Annotated in this window: 16 protein-coding genes; 14 read left to right on the top strand and 2 right to left on the bottom strand. The window is 57.5% G+C overall.

The genetic code is table 11. The features are described 5' to 3' along the window. The first annotated feature begins 4 nt into the window (after nucleotides 1-4). The 10 genes from BCM02_RS03505 (at nucleotide 5) to BCM02_RS03460 (ending at nucleotide 9,714) form a co-directional block, all read left to right on the top strand. The gene (locus BCM02_RS03505; RefSeq protein WP_148927639.1) at nucleotides 5-370 is read left to right on the top strand and encodes an ArsR/SmtB family transcription factor; all 366 of its coding nucleotides are present in this window, start codon (nucleotides 5-7) and stop codon (nucleotides 368-370) included. After that, entirely contained in the window at nucleotides 367-1,191 is an 825-nt protein-coding gene (locus BCM02_RS03500; protein WP_187434004.1) for a hypothetical protein, read from the top strand. Before BCM02_RS03505 ends, BCM02_RS03500 begins: the two co-directional genes overlap by 4 nt. A gap of 28 nt (nucleotides 1,192-1,219) precedes the next feature. Further along, the gene (locus BCM02_RS03495) at nucleotides 1,220-1,642 is read left to right on the top strand and encodes a GNAT family N-acetyltransferase (RefSeq protein ID WP_148927637.1); all 423 of its coding nucleotides are present in this window, start codon (nucleotides 1,220-1,222) and stop codon (nucleotides 1,640-1,642) included. A 239-nt stretch (nucleotides 1,643-1,881) separates the two neighbouring features. Further along, nucleotides 1,882-2,946, top strand: coding sequence for an XdhC family protein (locus tag BCM02_RS03490; protein WP_148927636.1), 1,065 nt, complete (start codon nucleotides 1,882-1,884; stop codon nucleotides 2,944-2,946). After that, nucleotides 2,882-3,490: a nucleotidyltransferase family protein gene (locus BCM02_RS03485; protein ID WP_187434003.1), complete on the top strand. Its 609-nt coding sequence runs from the start codon at nucleotides 2,882-2,884 to the stop codon at nucleotides 3,488-3,490. Before BCM02_RS03490 ends, BCM02_RS03485 begins: the two co-directional genes overlap by 65 nt. Before the next feature lie 115 nt (nucleotides 3,491-3,605). Then, nucleotides 3,606-4,565, top strand: a complete 960-nt coding sequence (locus BCM02_RS03480; RefSeq protein ID WP_187434002.1) for an FAD binding domain-containing protein — start codon at nucleotides 3,606-3,608, stop codon at nucleotides 4,563-4,565. Nucleotides 4,566-4,578: 13 nt separating this feature from the next. After that, a complete protein-coding gene (pucD, locus tag BCM02_RS03475; RefSeq protein ID WP_148927633.1) occupies nucleotides 4,579-6,873 on the top strand; it encodes a xanthine dehydrogenase subunit D in 2,295 nt (764 codons plus the stop codon). After that, nucleotides 6,870-7,367, top strand: a complete 498-nt coding sequence (locus BCM02_RS03470; protein WP_148927632.1) for a (2Fe-2S)-binding protein — start codon at nucleotides 6,870-6,872, stop codon at nucleotides 7,365-7,367. Before pucD ends, BCM02_RS03470 begins: the two co-directional genes overlap by 4 nt. Nucleotides 7,368-7,485: 118 nt before the next feature. Beyond that, a complete protein-coding gene (locus BCM02_RS03465) occupies nucleotides 7,486-8,139 on the top strand; it encodes a cell wall hydrolase (RefSeq protein WP_246183174.1) in 654 nt (217 codons plus the stop codon). Between the two features lie 180 nt (nucleotides 8,140-8,319). Beyond that, nucleotides 8,320-9,714, top strand: coding sequence for an immunoglobulin-like domain-containing protein (locus tag BCM02_RS03460; protein ID WP_148927631.1), 1,395 nt, complete (start codon nucleotides 8,320-8,322; stop codon nucleotides 9,712-9,714). Between the two features lie 77 nt (nucleotides 9,715-9,791). Here BCM02_RS03460 and BCM02_RS03455 read toward each other — a convergent pair whose 3' ends face one another. After that, on the bottom strand, nucleotides 9,792-10,400 hold the full coding sequence (locus BCM02_RS03455; protein WP_148927630.1) for a P-loop nucleotide/nucleoside kinase family protein: 609 nt from the start codon (nucleotides 10,398-10,400) through the stop codon (nucleotides 9,792-9,794). 387 nt (nucleotides 10,401-10,787) lie between these two features. Here BCM02_RS03455 and BCM02_RS03450 point away from each other — a divergent pair, with 387 nt between their 5' ends. The 4 genes from BCM02_RS03450 to ytxJ all read left to right on the top strand — a co-directional run bounded on the left by BCM02_RS03450 (nucleotide 10,788) and on the right by ytxJ (nucleotide 15,895). Then, entirely contained in the window at nucleotides 10,788-13,682 is a 2,895-nt protein-coding gene (locus BCM02_RS03450) for a 2-oxoglutarate dehydrogenase E1 component (RefSeq protein ID WP_148927629.1), read from the top strand. A gap of 86 nt (nucleotides 13,683-13,768) precedes the next feature. Continuing rightward, nucleotides 13,769-15,031, top strand: a complete 1,263-nt coding sequence (gene odhB, locus BCM02_RS03445; RefSeq protein WP_148927628.1) for a 2-oxoglutarate dehydrogenase complex dihydrolipoyllysine-residue succinyltransferase — start codon at nucleotides 13,769-13,771, stop codon at nucleotides 15,029-15,031. Nucleotides 15,032-15,239: 208 nt separating this feature from the next. Continuing rightward, on the top strand, nucleotides 15,240-15,452 hold the full coding sequence (locus BCM02_RS03440; RefSeq protein WP_148927627.1) for a cold-inducible protein YdjO-related protein: 213 nt from the start codon (nucleotides 15,240-15,242) through the stop codon (nucleotides 15,450-15,452). A gap of 107 nt (nucleotides 15,453-15,559) precedes the next feature. Further along, entirely contained in the window at nucleotides 15,560-15,895 is a 336-nt protein-coding gene (gene ytxJ, locus BCM02_RS03435; protein WP_148927626.1) for a bacillithiol system redox-active protein YtxJ, read from the top strand. Nucleotides 15,896-15,976: 81 nt separating this feature from the next. On the opposite strand, the gene BCM02_RS03430 is transcribed toward ytxJ, so the two are convergent. After that, the gene (locus BCM02_RS03430) at nucleotides 15,977-16,588 is read right to left on the bottom strand and encodes a LysE/ArgO family amino acid transporter (protein WP_148927625.1); all 612 of its coding nucleotides are present in this window, start codon (nucleotides 16,586-16,588) and stop codon (nucleotides 15,977-15,979) included. Nucleotides 16,589-16,624 lie beyond the last annotated feature (36 nt).

Below are 16,624 nucleotides of genomic sequence, written 5' to 3'. Positions count from 1 at the left end.
ATATATGGAGAAGACGGCGATGGAAGCATGCGAGGCGACATGCGAAGGCACGGTTGCCGATCTGGCGGCAATACGGGGCAAGCTGGTGACCGAGCAGTCCGCGGCGCAGCTGGCCGATCTGTTCAAAGCATTGGGCGACCCGACCCGCGTGAAAATCATCCATGCGCTGCAGCAAAGCGAGTTGTGCGTGCATGATCTGACGCAGGTGCTGGAGATGGGACAATCGGCGATCTCGCATCAACTGCGCTTGCTGCGCAATCTTCGGATCGTCAAGCGCCGCAAAGTCGGCAAGACGGTCTTTTATTCGCTGGACGACGATCATGTGGAGCAACTGTTCATGCTGACGCTTCAGCATTTGACCCATCCATGACGGACGCGGAGAACCGGGTGAGCCGCCGAAGATGGCCAATGCTTAACGCGCCGGGCGCGGCAATCCTGATTGCGGCGCTCTTCGTGTTCTCGGGAATCGCGTACATGCTAATCCGGCCGGATGGCGACAAGCCGGACGGATTTCGCGAGTACGCGTACAGCCGGCACGAGTCGCCGGACGGCGTCAAGATCCATCTGCTGAAGACGTCGCCGGATAATATTAAGTTCGAGCGGGTGAACGCGAACGTGGCGGATACGGCATTCTTCGGCGTGAACGGCGGCTTCTTTTACGAGAGGGCGCTACTGAGCATTGCCGTGCATAACGACGTCCCCGTGAACGCGGCGTCCGGTTACGGCTCGGGGGAAGAGAACGTCAAGTATGCGAGAGGCACCTTAGTCTGGGATTCGGCGGCCGCGAAGTTCAGCGTGCAGACGGTGCGAAGCGCAGCCGATATCGAGGTGACGGATCGGCATCGGTATTGGGCGCAAGGCGGCATTAGTCTTGATTTGAGCCCCGGTCCCGAGAGTATGTGGCGTTGGAAGGCGGACGCCGAGCGGATGCCTTTCCCGGATGACCGGCGCCTGCGGACCGCGGCCGTATACGATGATCGCGGACGTCTGTTGCTGATCGTGAGCGAGAATGCCGCGACGGCCTCGCAATTTAGACAAGCCATAATGGAATACGACAAGCAGGATAGCGATGCGGCGCTGCTAGGCGGCATTTTTCTCGACGGCGACGGCTCGTCGCAGCTTCGAAGCACGGAAGCCGTACTGCCGGGAGACCGCAGGTCGGTCGTGCAGATGATCCGTTTGCTCCGTTGATAGATTACGTGAAAAGGATGAAGACAGCATGATAACGAAACAAGCCCTCTCCAAAGACGAGCTGGAAGCCGTCTACAAAATTAGGAAGATCGTCTTCGTGGGCGAGCAAGGCGTGTCTGAAGAGGAAGAATACGACGAGCATGAAGAGCGCGCCGAGCATGTGCTCGTGTACCATGAAGGCCAGCCGGTCGGGACAGGGCGGACTCGCGTCGTGGAAGACTTGGCTAAGATGGAGCGCATCTGCATATTGCCTGAATACCGCAAGCTGGGTTTGGGCCGGCACATCATGGATGCCCTGGAGACCCTAGCGCAGGCGAAAGGGCTGAAGAAAGCGAAGCTGCACGCGCAGACGCACGCCGAGCCGTTCTACGAGAAGTTGGGTTATAAGCGAATCTCGGACGTGTTCATGGAAGCGGATATTCCGCATGTCGCCATGGTGAAAGCACTCTAATTCAAAGGTAGTAAATTGTCCTCGCAGAGGCGGATGTCCATATTGGATGTCCGCCTCTTTGTTGCGCGTTAGCCGAACATGGAGTTTCGGTAGAGATGAATGTTTAATATTCGTAATCAATGTTATGTAATCTTACATATATATTGATTAAACGAATTCATTGCACTATTATGTAAGGAATACTAACATTTATTTCTGGCAAAACCGGCACATCGGCCGTTAAGATGGGGGCGTTGTCTATGGATTATCAACCTATTCTACAAGCGATTCGTCAGGAGGACGCGCCTGCCGTGCTGGCGACCATCGCGTCGGTGAAAGGTCACGCCTATCGCAAGACCGGCGCGGCGATGCTGTTCCGGCTGCAATCCGGTTCGATTGGCAGCATCAGCCCGGGCTGTCTGGAAGCGGATTTACTAGCGCGCGTGCCTGATGTTTGGCGTACGGGGGACATGCGGCGCGTCGATTACAATATGAATCCCGACGAGGATGCCATATGGGGCGAGTCGGTCGGATGCGGCGGCGCGATCAGCGTAATGCTAGAGCCCGTGCGCGGCCACTTGTGGGATTGTTTGACGGAAGCCGGACGACGTATGGAACGAGGCGAGACCACTCGGCTGATCCGCGAGCAGCGCGGCGGATTGCTCCATTACCGCCTGGAGAGCGGCGATGCCGCTGAGTCGGCAAGCGAAGACCCGCAATTTCCGCGGACGCTGCTCGTGCCGAGGCCGCCGCTGCTCCTGTTCGGCGCGGGCGAAGACGCGATGCCGATCAGCCGGCTGGCGCAGGAAGCGGGCTTCCGGGTCATCGTCGCGGATTGGCGCGAAGGATTGTTGAAGCGGGAGCGTTTCCCTGGCGCGGAGCTGGTTGCTGGCGCGCCGGAGGCGATCATCGCCGCGGCGGGCATCCGGCGAGGAGGATATGCGGTCATCGGCAGCCATCAAGCGCACAGAGACAGCGTCATGCTCGCGGAGCTCATCCAATTGGAGATGGCGTATATCGGCATCATCGGTTCTCAGCGGAGAATTCAACTCGTGGTTGATGGCTTGGATGGTTCGCGGTTGGCGCCTATTCACGCGCCTGCGGGTATACGGATCGGCGCGGAAGGGCCGTGCGAGATCGCCGTCAGCATCGTCGCGGAGCTGATCGCCGTTCGCTCGCAGCGGCGCGCCTTACGAGCCAAAGGGGGACACGGCAGTGAAAATCGCAGGCATTTATTTGGCAGCTGGATCCAGCAAACGAATGGGCGAACCCAAGCTGTCGCTCGAGCTTTCGCCGGGCATTACGCTCGGCAGCCGCGGGCTTAAGGAGATGTGTCGCTGTGGCATTAGTCCGATCGTCGTCGTCGTAAGACCCGATGACCCGCTGCTGTGGCTGTGCGAACGAGAAGAGGCGAGGACCGTTCTTCCGGAACTTCGCATTGCGCCCTGCCGGGATGCGGCGCAAGGTCTGTCTCGTTCCCTGCAAGCGGGCATCGACGCGCTTCGCGGCGAGAACCCCGACGCCGTGCTCATCTCGCTCGCCGACCAGCCATTCGTATCCTCGTTGCAGCTTCGCAGACTGAAGAAGATCTACCAAGGCAGCCCCTTCCTCGATTACGTGGCATCGGGCAAGGGACAGACGCCGATGCCTCCCGCTATTCTAAGCCGTTCCCTGTTTCCCGTTCTTGGCGATCTGGAAGGGGACGAAGGCGCCAGAGGACTTTTTCGCAATCCGGAATACCGGGGAGCCGTCGCTCGGTTCGTCGCCGAGTGGGCGTTCGTAGACGTGGATACGCAGGAGGATCTCGAGCACGCCCGTATGCTGTGGCAGGCGATCCAGACCAAAGCGAAGAGCGGTACCTATCGTTGACAACGATGCATTAGCAATCTTTCACCTATATCATGCGGCAATGGCACTTGACGGTGAATCGGCATGCCATAGATCCAGGGATAGCGATTTTAACGCAAACAAGGAGGCGATTCGCATGCCGAACACGCATCCCGGCATGTCCGTTATGCCGACCGTATGGCGTCCCCAAGAGATCGGGGAGGCTTATCGGATGAAACAATCGTTAGGCGAGACTGCCGTTTATGCGGCGGGAGGCACGCTGCTGCGCACGCAGTGGGAGGCGGGGACGGCTGTCTTGCCGGCGCATTTGATCGACTTGAGCGCAGTTCCAATGCTGGCGGGGTATGCGTTGGAACCAAGCGAGCTTGTAATCGGCGCTTGCTGCCCGCTCGCCGCGCTGCGCAAAGATCCGCTCGTCCAGACGGCATTCCCGCTGCTCGCCGAAGCCGTCCGCAATATCGCGGCGCCGTCGATTCGCAATTTGGCTACGTTAGGCGGTAATGTCGTATCTCGAATCGGAGACTCGCTCCCCGCGCTGCTCGCGGACGAGGCCGAGCTGATCTGGCTGGGGAAGAATGGCATGCAAGCCGAACCGCTGGAAGATTGGCTGGCTGCTTCCGGCAGCGAACAGGCGGGACGCGTCCTCGTGCAGATTCGAGTGCAGCATGGCACGGAGAGCGTGAATGGCGCAGGCACGATGAATGACATAAGGTCAGCTCCTCTGCTGAAGGTGGATTCCGACCGATCGGCTTCCGTACGCATCTACCATAAGGTCGGCCGCAGAGAAGCATTCACGCCTTCGGTCGGGTCATTAGCGATTTCGGCGGGAATGGAACATGCTGCCGGCAAGCTGAAGGAAGTGCGCATCGCGGCCGGCGGCGGGCAGACCATTCCGAAGCGGCTTGAGCGGACGGAGCGGCTGCTTGAACGGCATGCCGACCCGCTCGGAGAAGATTGCGCGGCCGAGGTTCACCGATCGGCGATGGACGAATTCGAGCCTGTCGGCGATTTATTCGCTTCGCGCGGCTATCGCAAGATGACGGTGGCGAATTTACTGGTTGCCGAGCTTTGGCGCCTACGGGAGCGTTTTGCATAAGGAGTGAGGAGAGATGGCGTTGAACCGGGAAACTAGCGGCGGGAGATGGCGGATCAGGCCTGACGGGCCTGCCAAGGTGACAGGCGCGTTAACCTACTTGACGGATATGAGCATGTCCGGCATGCTGCATGGCCGGGTGCTGCGCAGCTCGCATCCTTATGCCCGCATCAAGTCAATCGATACGTCCGAGGCCGAAGCGCTGGAAGGCGTTCATGCGGTATTGACCTGGCGCGACGTACCGGGGCTGAACGGCTATGGGATCGCCGTGCAGGATCAACCCGTGCTGTGCCGAGATTACGTGCGTTACGTGGGAGACGCAGTCGCGACGGTCGCCGCGGATACGCCGGAGCTGGCGGATTACGCGCTGTCGCTCATCGAAGTGGACTACGACGCGCTCGCGCCGGTCGATGATCCCGAAGCGGCCCTGGCCGACGGCGCGCCGAAGCTTCACCCGCACGGCAACGTGCTGCACCGCGCCGGATATGAACGGGGTAATATTGCGGATGGGTTCGAGGGCTGCGCGCATATCGTGGAAGAAACCTACATCACGCCTAGGCAGATGCACGCTTATATGGAGACGGAAGGCGGGCTGTTCGTTCCCGAACCGGACGGCCGGTTGACGGTTTACGCCCCGACCCAGCACGGTCTGATGGACCGGCTGCAGCTCTCGCGCATTCTAGACCGGCCACAGGCGAGCATTCGCATCGTATCGAGTCCCATCGGCGGTTCGTTCGGCGGCAAAGACGAGCTGAACATTCAACCTTACGGCGCGCTGCTCGCCTTGCATACGGGCCGTCCGGTTAAAATCCACAATTCCCGCTGGGAATCGGTGCGCGCCGGCTTGAAACGGCATCCAATGAAAATCAGAATGAAAACCGGCATCGATGCGGACGGCCGGATCATGGCGCACGACGTAAATATTATCGCCGATACCGGGCCGTACGCGACGCTAGGCGCCGAGGTGCTGAATTTCGCGGTCGAGCATGTCATAGGGCCCTACCGTTACGAGCATTTGTACGTGTCCGGCGTGTCGGTCCATACGAACAACGGAATGTCGGGCGAGTTCCGCGGGTTCGGCGGCAATCAAGCGATATTCGCGCTGGAAGGACAGATGGATCGGCTTGCGTATAAGGCGGGAATCGATCCGTGGGAATTCCGGCAACGAAATAGGAGACGCGCGGAGGATCCGGGTCCATTCGGGCATCCGATCGCGCAGACGAACGGCGCGGAGCAAGTCTGGCGCACGCTTGCGGAGTCGGCATTATACGCAAGGCGAGAGCGCCTTGCGTACGCCGCTTCCGCTCCTTCGTCGCCGCCATGGATTCGCAAAGGAATCGGGGCCGCGTTCGTCATGCACGGCGCCGGCCTCGGCTTCGGCATTCCCGATCCGGCCGGCGGCAGGCTACGGCTGGCGGCGGACGGGAAGATCGAAGCGCTGTTCGGGTACGAGGAATTCGGCCAAGGGCTGATCGCAACGTTGGAGCTGATGCTGATCGAAGAGTTCGGCTTCGCGCCGGACGACTTCCGCATCGTCATCGGCGACACCGATCGGGTGCCGGACAGCGGATCGACGACGGCGTCGCGCGCGACCAGCATGATGTGGCAGTCGCTGCAGCGGATGCGCGATCCGTTCCGATCGGCGCTGCTCAAGGCGGCGGCCGCGCAGCTGGACCGGCCGGCGGAAGAGCTGGCGATCGGCGAAGGCGGCGTGCGCGAGAAGAGCGGAGAGAAGCGCTTGCTTCTCGCTTATCAGAATCTTGCCGCCGGTTCGAGCGAAGAAATCGCGGTCGAGACCAATTTCATCTTCCCGGCCTCGGACACGAAGCGGATCGGCGCCCACTTGCTGTATACGTACGCCGCCGTCGCCGTCGAAGCCGAGGTGAATACGCTCACCGGCCGCGTGCGCGTCACGGATCAATTCCACGCGGTTGCGGCAGGCCCGGTGATGAATCCCCAAGGCTATCTCGGACAAATCGAAGGCGGCAGCAGCATGGCGCTCGGTTACGCGCTGACGGAAGAAGCGATCATGGACGAAGGCCGCTATGTGACGAGAAATTTCGACACCTACTTGATCCCGACGATCGCGGATTCCCGAGGCGGCTTCGAGGTCGTGCCGATCGAGGAGCTGCCGGAAGGCGACCCGCACGGGCCAAGAGGCGTGGGAGAAATTGGATCGGTAGGTCTTGCTCCGGCCATCGCGGAAGCCGTCTTCCAAGCTGTAGGCACGCGGATTTCAAGACTCCCGATCGATCCATCGGAACTGCAGAAGCCGACGGATGCCCTTAGGAAGGCGGTGAAAGACCGATGATCGAACCATCCGAGAATACAGGTGCGAAGCAGACGCTGCAGTGCACCTTGAACGGTTCGCCCGTCGAGATGGACGTACAGTTGAGCAAACGGCTGCTTCATATATTGCGCGACGATCTGGGGCTGACGGGGACGAAACGTTCCTGCGAAATCGGCCGGTGCGGCGCCTGCATGGTGCTCGTGGACGGCAAGCCGGTTAATTCCTGCCTGACGATGGCATATCAATGCGAGGGCAAATCGATTACGACGATCGAAGGGATTTCGGGTGACGGCATCGACCCGATTCAACAGGCGTTCCTGGCGGAAGGCGGCTACCAATGCGGCTATTGCACGCCGGGTATGGTCATCTCGGTCATAGCGCTCCTGCACGAGAACGCGAGCCCGAGCGAGGATGAAATCTCGGAGGCGCTGTCGGGCAATCTATGCCGTTGCACCGGCTACGGGGGCATTATAAGAGCCGTTAAGTCGGCCATAGCGACACGGAAGATGGAATAATTAATATCATTAATAAAACATTAATAAACTCTCAGGAACCGCATCTCGCGGCGTCCCCGTGCTAAGATGTTGCTCGTTAAGACAAAACAAGCATCTTGCATAGGGGGATTACACGACGATGATCAAACGCGCTATGGTCATGTTAATGGCCTGCATCATATTTACGGCATCGACAGCTATCGCTTCAGAACGCGCTCATGCGGCGACGCCGGCGACGCTTCAATTGGGAAGCTCGGGAGTCGACGTGCCGGATTTGCAGTTCCGTCTGCAGCTGCTCGGTTACTATACAACGACGATCGGAACGAAATTCAATCTCTCGACTCAAGTGGCGGTGCGCCATTTCCAACGCGCCTACGGATTGCCGGTCAACGGCATTGCCGGACCCGCAACCTGGACGAAGCTGAAGAAGTTGACGGTCAGCAAGCCGGAACTGGCGAAGATGGCCCGCGTGATTTACGGCGAGGCTAGAGGTGAGTCCTATACGGGCCAAGTGGCGGTAGGCGCGGTAATTATGAACCGTCTGCAATCGCCGCTGTTCCCGAACACCATCACGGGCATCATCATGGAACCATACGCATTCACCGCGGTAGCAGACGGTCAATATTGGCTGCTTCCGAATCAAACTGCTTTTACGGCGGCGCGCGCGGCGGTGAAGGGCAGCGACCCGACGGGCGGCGCATTGTTCTACTACAATCCGGTCACCGCGACTTCCACGTGGATGAATTCTAGGACGGTCACCACGAAGATCGGGCGACACTTGTTCACGCTTTAATTAATAACATTAATCTATAATATTTAACGAGATTAAAAATCCGCAGAGTTGCGGGTTTTTTTTATTTTCTGCTTGTCCATTCGCGCAACATTGCGCTGTCCGGAAGCGTTCAAGATGGTGAAAGCGTTTTGGCGTATTTTCCCATACGGACATCCATTTCGTATAAAAGGAGCGATGAACGTGAAAAGATGGCTGATCGGATTTATGGCCGCTGCAATGATCGTATCCGGAGGTAGCGTCGTTGCGGCCGATGGCGGATCATCCAAGCATGGCGGCAAACCGGAATATTCGGAGTTCTGCCAAGATATTTTGGCTTCGCTGCAGGAGAAGTTGAACAAGACCAAGGATGATCGCACCAAGTGGCAAATTCGGTATTACATCGATTATTTCAAGAAAGAGTGCAGCTCGAACGGCAGTCCGACGACTTCCGACAGCGCGAAGGTCGCGAAGGACAAGGAAGCGCTTCGAATCGGTTATCGCGAGGGCGATTCGGCAGGCAGCGTGACCGGTCCGATATCGCTCCCGACCCGCGGCGCGAACGGTTCCAAGATCGCTTGGCGGTCTTCCGATAGATCGGTTATCTCCGACAACGGCCAGAAGGTCACGCGTCACGCCAATGCGGATAAGAGAGTCAAATTGACGGCAACGCTGCAGCTGGGCCGCGCGAAGGAAACGAAGACATTCGAGGTAACGGTGAAGCGTCAAGGCTTGTCGTCTCAACAGAAAGTGGCGCTGGACGCGGCCGCGCTTGCCATCTCGTTCAACGGCGGCGACCGCAGCGACAACGTGACTCAAGCGCTCAAGCGGCTCCCGCTGAAAGGCAGCAACGGAAGCGATATCAAATGGTACTCCAGCGCGCCGCAGGTCATATCCGAAGACGGGCTGACCGTCAATCGCCCGGCTAACGGGGCGGGGGATGCCGCCGTGCGGCTGACGGCGATCGTTCGCCAAGGCAGCGCCGCGCAGGTGAAATCGTTCACCCTGATCGTCAAGCAACTGCATGTATCGGATGCGGATCGCGCAAGACTGGATAAGAGCAAGCTGGCGATCGATTTCGGCGGCAGCGATAATGCCGGCAGCGTAACCCGTCCGCTCGACAAACTGCCGACGACCGGCGAGAACGGATCGACCATCGTATGGTCGTCCAGCATGCCGACCGTATTGTCCAACGATGGCAAAACATTGGCGCTCCCGAGCGGGACGTCGTCGATGAAGATCTTCATGACCGCGATTATTACGGCAGGCAGCTACACGGACGTCAAAGTATTCGAGCTGACCGTCAAATCCGCATTGACCGATGCCGAAAGGGTTGCCGCGGACATGAACGCGCTGCTCGTGCAATTCGGCTCGGGCGATCATATTTCCAGCGTAACGAAAGCGATTGGCCTGCCGGATAAAGGCGTGAACGGCAGTTCGGTATCGTGGCGTTCCAGCAATCCAAGCATTGTCTCCGACGACGGCAAGACGATCAATCGTCCCGCGAACGACACGCTCGTCTATATGTTGGCGACGGTCCGGCACAACGATGTCTCCGATGTCAAAGTATTCTCCTTGATCGTGAAAGCGAGGACGTAATTCGCGTTTCAATCCGATTCGACCGTTTGACGAAACGAAAGCCGGGCAACCCTAGAAGGGACCCGGCTTTTTTTGGCTTATGTAGCTGGAATCGGAAGCTCGTTCATGACGAAATCGTATAAGTGCTGTTCCTTGCGAGGCGACAGCGAACCGCTGTTGTCGAACACGAGAATCGAGGAAGCGGGAAGGTCCCAATTGATTTGCGGCACGAAATCCACTCGTTTCGCGAAATCGTCCCAATGATCTAACTTCCATTGATCGCGCTCGGATTGGCGATCGATAATCCGAAGCTTCTGAAGATCCATATCCTCGAGCGTGACGACGATGACTTTCACGTCGACCTGCGATTTTTTTAACTTGGCGGCGGTAAGGACTTCTTCGATCCACTGCTTGTTTTTAAGCTCGGCGGTGAACGGGGAGATCATGAACACATTCTGGCCGGCGGCCAAATTTTCGATGCACACGTCTGTTGCGGTATTGTATTCCAAATCGCGAAGGTGCTGCTTATAGAAATCGGAGTCCCGATCCTTCGGATCCAGGCCGTTCATCTCCAGCATGCGTTCGACGAAACGTCCGCCGATCGTGTCCCGATCCAGAAAGGCCGCGGGAATTTGTTTGCTCAACATGCGCGCGAGCGTCGTCTTGCCCGTGCCCGCCACGCCAACGAAAAAAATCAATTTTTGCAATCTGTATGCCTCCATGCTGTTAAAGTTCTTAACCATATTAACAGAATCGCATACTTGCAACCAAGCGAGAGTTTAGAGAGCGTTTTCATTTATATCCGCATCGGAAGATGCGACACAGATCTATCGGCCGGCTGTTCATCCCGTATATGCAGGTAAAATTAGCACAACCCATCTGTTTTCGAGATGAATTGCATCTAAGGTTACTATTTGTAAAAACGCTTGCTTTTCATTACGATGATGATGAGCTTTATTGTAAAGAAACATTGAAGAAATTAGGCAAGTCGGAGAAAGACGGTTTACCAAGCCAATGGTTGAGCAAAGTAATAGCAGGCTAATTCTAAAGAGAACTAATGTTGTGTACGTTACACAATGCGGAGGTTAACAGGCATGACGGTCAATTCATCGAATCGCCAGTCGCCCTGGCAATTGTACTACGGCCCTAACATGGGCTACATTCAAGAGCAGTATGAGAAATTTACGCAAGACCCGTCTTCGGTAGACGCCGCTTACCAGGACATGTTCCGTCAATGGGGACCTCCTCCGGTAACGGAAGCGCAGGCCGGAACGGCGGGCATCGCGCCTGCGACGGCAAGCGCTCCTGATCCGGCGTATTATAAAAAGCTCGTCGACGCAGGCAAGCTGGTCATCAACATTCGGACGCAGGGCCACTTGGCCGCGAACATTTATCCGCTTGGAACGGATTCGCCGCCGGATACGCGTCTGCTTGAGCCCGAAACGTATAATTTAACCAAAGAGGATCTGGCGGCTTTCCCCGCCGCGCTGATTTGGGAAGATGCACCGGAGTCGATCAAGAACGGATGGGAAGCGATTCAAGAATTGAAACGCGTATACACCCAATCCTTCGGATTCGAGTTCGGCCATATTCATGCGGAAGACGAACGCAATTGGCTCACTCGCCAGGCCGAGACGGGGATGGCGGCCAAGCCGTTATCGTCCAAAGAACGCACGGACCTGCTGAAGCGTCTGATGGAAGTGGAGAACTTCGAGTCGTTCCTGCACCGCTCGTTCGCCGGCAAGAAGTGGTTCTCGTTGGAAGGTAACGACGCGCTCGTGCCGATGCTCGACGAGATCGTGCGCGAAGTCGCGCATGACGGCGCGAAGAACATTATGATGGGCATGGCGCATCGCGGACGCTTGAACGTGCTGGCTCATGTTCTTGGCAAACCATACAGCAAAATCTTTACCGAGTTCCTGCATGCACCGCACAAAGAACCGTCCGAAGGCTCGGCCGGCATCAACTTCGGCTGGACGGACGACGTCAAATACCACCTCGGCGCGCATCGCTCGGTGAAAGCCGGCGAGACGGTCGAGACGCGCATTACGCTGGCGAATAACCCAAGCCACTTGGAGTACGTGAATCCGGTCGTGCAAGGTTTCGCGCGCGCGGCTCAAGACGATCGCACCGCGGCTGGCTATCCGACTACCGATTTCGAAGCGGCTGCTTGCGTCGTCATGCACGGCGACGCCGCTTTCGCAGGGGAAGGGATCGTTGCGGAGTCGTTGAACTTCAAGAAGCTGATCGGTTACGAGAATGGCGGCACGTTCCACATTATCGTCAACAACCGGATCGGCTTCACGACGCACAGTAGCGACTCCCGCTCGACTTACTATGCGAGCGATTTGGCCAAAGGATTCAATATCCCGATCGTTCACGTCAACGCGGACGATCCTGAAGCTTGTCTGGCGATCGTACGCATGGCATGCGAATACCGCCATAAGTTCAAGAAGGACTTCTTGATCGATTTGATCGGTTACCGCCGTAACGGACATAACGAGACGGACGATCCGGACGTCACTTCGCCGCTCGTGTATCAGAAGCAGCGCAAACATCCGACGGCCGGCACGCAATACGCGGAAGCGCTGAAGAGGCGCGGCCTCGTAACGGAAGAGCAAGTCGCGAAGATGAAGGAAGAGATCGTCGCGAAACTTCAAGAAGCGCTTGAAGAAGCGAAGCGTCCGCAGGAGGCAGGCGCCAAATCGTTGCCTGCCGCCGTCTCCGATGCGCCGCCGCGCCGCCGTTCCGCCAATACGGCTACAGCCGTACCGCTCGCGAACTTGAAGGCGATCAACGACGAGCTGCTGAAGTGGCCGGAAGGGTTCAACGTATACGGCAAGCTGGACCGGATCCTCAAACGCCGGGCAGCCATGCTGGACGAAGGCGGCAAAGTCGACTGGGGCCATGCGGAAGCGCTCGCCTTCGCGACGATTCTCGCCGACGGCAAGCCAATCCGCGTCTCCGGACAAGATTCCGAGCGCGGCACGTTCGCGCATCGCAACCTGGTCATGCACGATACGGTTACGGGTCAGAAATTCTGCCCGCTGCACGTGATGCCTCAAGCGAAAGCGTCGTTTGCGATTTACAACAGCCCGTTGTCCGAGGAATCCGTTCTCGGCTTCGAATACGGCTATAACGTGTACTCTCCCGAGACGCTTACGATCTGGGAAGCGCAGTTCGGCGACTTCGTGAACGCCGCGCAAGTCGTCATCGACCAATTTATTTCGTCCGGCCGCGACAAATGGTCGGAATTCTCGAGTCTGGTCATGCTGCTTCCGCATGGTTACGAAGGCCAGGGGCCGGAGCACTCCAGCGCGCGCCTGGAACGTTTCCTGCAGCAAGCCGCCAACGAGAACTGGACGGTCGCGAACTTGACCAGCGCATCGCAGTATTTCCACCTGTTGCGCCGTCAATCGATGCTGTCCGAGACCGTAGAAGCAAAGCCGCTGATCATGATGTCGCCGAAGAGTTTGCTGCGTAATCCGAAGGTCGCGTCCGATCCGTCCGCGTTCAGCGATGGTTCGTTCCTGCCTGTACTGGAGCAACCGGGTCTAGGCGGCAAGCCGGAAGCGGTCGAAAGACTGATTTTCTGCAGCGGCAAAATCGCGATCGACCTGGACACGGCGATCGACGCCTACAAGGAAGATCTGAGCTGGCTCCATATCGCGCGCATCGAGCAGCTGTACCCGTTCCCGAAAGTCGAGATCGAGCGCCTTATCACGCGCTTCCCGAACCTGAAGGAAATCCTGTGGGTACAAGAAGAACCGCAAAACATGGGCGCATGGAACTTCGTGGAACCTCGCCTGACCGCACGCGCGCCGAAGGAGGTTCCGGTTCGTTACGTCGGCCGTCAGAAGCGCTCGAGCCCGGCAACCGGCTTCACGGAAGTGCATCAGCAAGAACAACAGCGGATCATTGCCGGCGCATTCGACCGGAGTTCGCTGACCAGCAAAGGCAAATCGCGCGAGCCGCAGAGCGCGCGCTAAACATATCGGCCGCCTAAGCGCGGAACATCGCTCGAATAGGAGCAACAGTTACGGTTTGTTCGCATGAATTGAAGGAGGATTTCGGGATGAGCGAGATTAAAGTGCCTGAGATGGGCGAATCGATTACAGAAGGTACAATTGCCAAGTGGATCGCGAAAGTAGGCGACAAGGTTAACCAAGGCGACGTGCTGGTTGAACTCGAGACCGACAAAGTTAATTTGGAAATCAGCGCCGAAGAGAGCGGCGTCTTGGCAGAGATTATAAATCAAGAAGGCGAGACGGTAGCGGTAGGTTCCATTATCGGACGCATCGGCGAAGCAGCAGCGGGAGGGGCTCCGGCCCCTGCGGCGCAAGCGGCGCCTGCACCTGCGGCGGCAGAATCTGCAGCTGCTCCGGTAGCGGTAGCTGCGGCAGCTCCTGCGGCTGCGCCGGCAGCAGCATCGAACGAAGCGGCATCGGTCGCGGCTACGCCGGCTGCCCGCAAGCTTGCTCGCGAACGCGGCATCGATCTGGGTCAAGTGGCAACGGCAGATCCGATCGGTCGCATCGCGAAGAGCGACGTCAGCGGACACTCGGAACGCAAAGTAGAAGTCGTGCCTGCGGTAGTAGCGGCACCAGCCGCGGCCGCTCCGGCAGCCATTCCGGGCAAACCGGTTGAGCGTCGCCCGATGTCCCGCCGTCGTCAGACGATCGCGAATCGTCTGGTCGAAGCGCAGCGTACGGCAGCCATGCTGACCACGTTCAACGAAGTCGACATGACGGCGATCCTAGACGTTCGCAAACGCCGCAAGGACGCGTTCAAAGACAAACACGACGTCAACCTGGGCTTCATGTCCTTCTTCACGAAAGCCGTTGTCGGCGCGCTGAAGGCGTACCCGCTGCTTAACGCGGAGATTCAAGGCTCCGACATTCTCGTGAAGAAGTTCTATGATATCGGTATCGCGGTATCGGCGAAAGAAGGTCTCGTCGTACCGGTCGTTCGCGATGCGGACCGTCTGAGCTTCGCCGGCATCGAGAAAGAAATCCTCGACTTGGCAGGCAAAGCCCGCAACAACAAATTGGATCTGTCCGACCTGCAAGGCGGAACGTTCACGATCACGAACGGCGGCGTGTTCGGTTCCCTGCTGTCGACGCCGATTCTGAATGCGCCGCAAGTCGGTATTCTCGGCATGCACAAAATCCAGCTCCGTCCGGTCGCGATCGACGCGGAACGCATGGAGAATCGTCCGATGATGTACATCGCGCTCTCGTATGACCACCGTATTGTCGACGGCGCGGAAGCGGTTCGTTTCCTCGTGACGGTGAAGGAATTGCTTGAGGATCCGGAATCCTTGCTCCTGGAAGGGTAATTGCTCGTCGTTTGCATGGACAATCAAGCCTTCGATTTGCAGCTTGCTGCAGGTCGAAGGCTTTTTCACTGGCATTGCGAACGATGAGAACCTAAACCTGGCGAAAAAAGCGCTTGTTGACAGGTGACACTTTTGATAAGGGGGTATCTTTTGCAGGGGGCCGCGGTTACAATAGAACAGTTGAAAAGCCATTGCGAGGTGTGTTGACGTGACAGAAGAACAAGATAAACCGAAATTGGTGCCGACCAAGATTTACAAGTGTAAGGATGCCGAATGCAAAGCATGGGTACGCGAAGAATTGGCGGCGGCAGAACCGGTATGCCCGATCTGCAAAGGTCCGATGCACCGGAGCATTCGCCACTTGCCGGCGCTCCAGAACAAAATCAAAAAGCAAAAGCCGGTTAAAAAGGACTTATTCTAGCGCGCGATGAAGGAAAAAGATTCTTGGCACCGCATTTTGATTCCTGTATAGTTGATTCTGAAAGAAATCTTTAGTGTATTACATATAGTAAGTGGGAGGTGCGTCTTATGTGGAAGGAAATCACGACGCTTGAAGAATGGAACGACATGCTGGCTCAATCGGAAGCCAAGCAGCAGCTGATTTTGAAGCACAGCACGCGTTGCCCGGTCAGCTCCAGCGCATTGGAGGAATACGAGGATTACTTGAAGAGTAACCCGAACGCGAATACGGAGTACTACCTCGTCAAAGTAATCGAATCAAGACCGGTCTCGAATCAGATTGCCGAGGACCTCAAGGTGACGCATGCGTCTCCGCAGATTATCCTGTTCAAGGACAAAAAGAATGTTTGGAACAGCTCGCACTGGTCGGTGACGAAGAAACATATCGCGGCCGTCCTGGACTAATTGAATACGAAGAACAAACCCTCCTGCACGCGATCAGGAGGGTTTGTTTATTGTGGCGAGAGGCCGGATGAAGAGTCCCGTCTAACTTGTAAGTCCGTAAACCATGTACGCCGCAATTCCCCACATCATGAGAGCCGAAAGCTTATTGAGCACACCGAGGAAGGCGCCGCTACCATCGAGTTTGCCTACCTGACGCCCGGCGAACGCAAGCGAAGCGAACCATATGGCGGATACAAGCATGCAGATGGCCGCGAACGCGATTTTATCCATGCCCGTATACTGCAGCGAGTTGGTGCCGATGACGCCGACCGTATCTAGGATCGCATGCGGATTTAACAGCGAGACGGACAAAGCAAACACGATTTGCCGGCGAACGGGAAGCTGATGGCGATGCTGATCGGCTGATTGGGGGCGACTTCTCCACATGGAGATCCCCATCACGGTCAAGAAGACGGCACCGACGAGCAGGAGGCTGATGCGGACCCAATCATGAACGAGGATGATCAGCGAAACGCCCGTTACGGCCAAACCGATCAGCAGCATATCGCAGAAGGCGGCGGTCGCGACGACCGGCAGCACGCGGCGATATTGCGGACTAACGGCGCCTTGATTGAAAATAAACACATTTTGAACGCCAAGCGGAAGGATAAGGCTGAATGAAAGGACAAGCGCATGGAAGATGACGGTTTGCACGGAGAGGCCCCCTTATGTAGATGATGTTCATTGTAA

The sequence above is a fragment of the Paenibacillus methanolicus genome (assembly GCF_008124765.1).
Classification (GTDB): domain Bacteria; phylum Bacillota; class Bacilli; order Paenibacillales; family Paenibacillaceae; genus Paenibacillus_Z; species Paenibacillus_Z methanolicus.
Note: the sequence above shows the minus strand (reverse complement) of the source record. Positions and strands in the feature narration are given on the sequence as shown.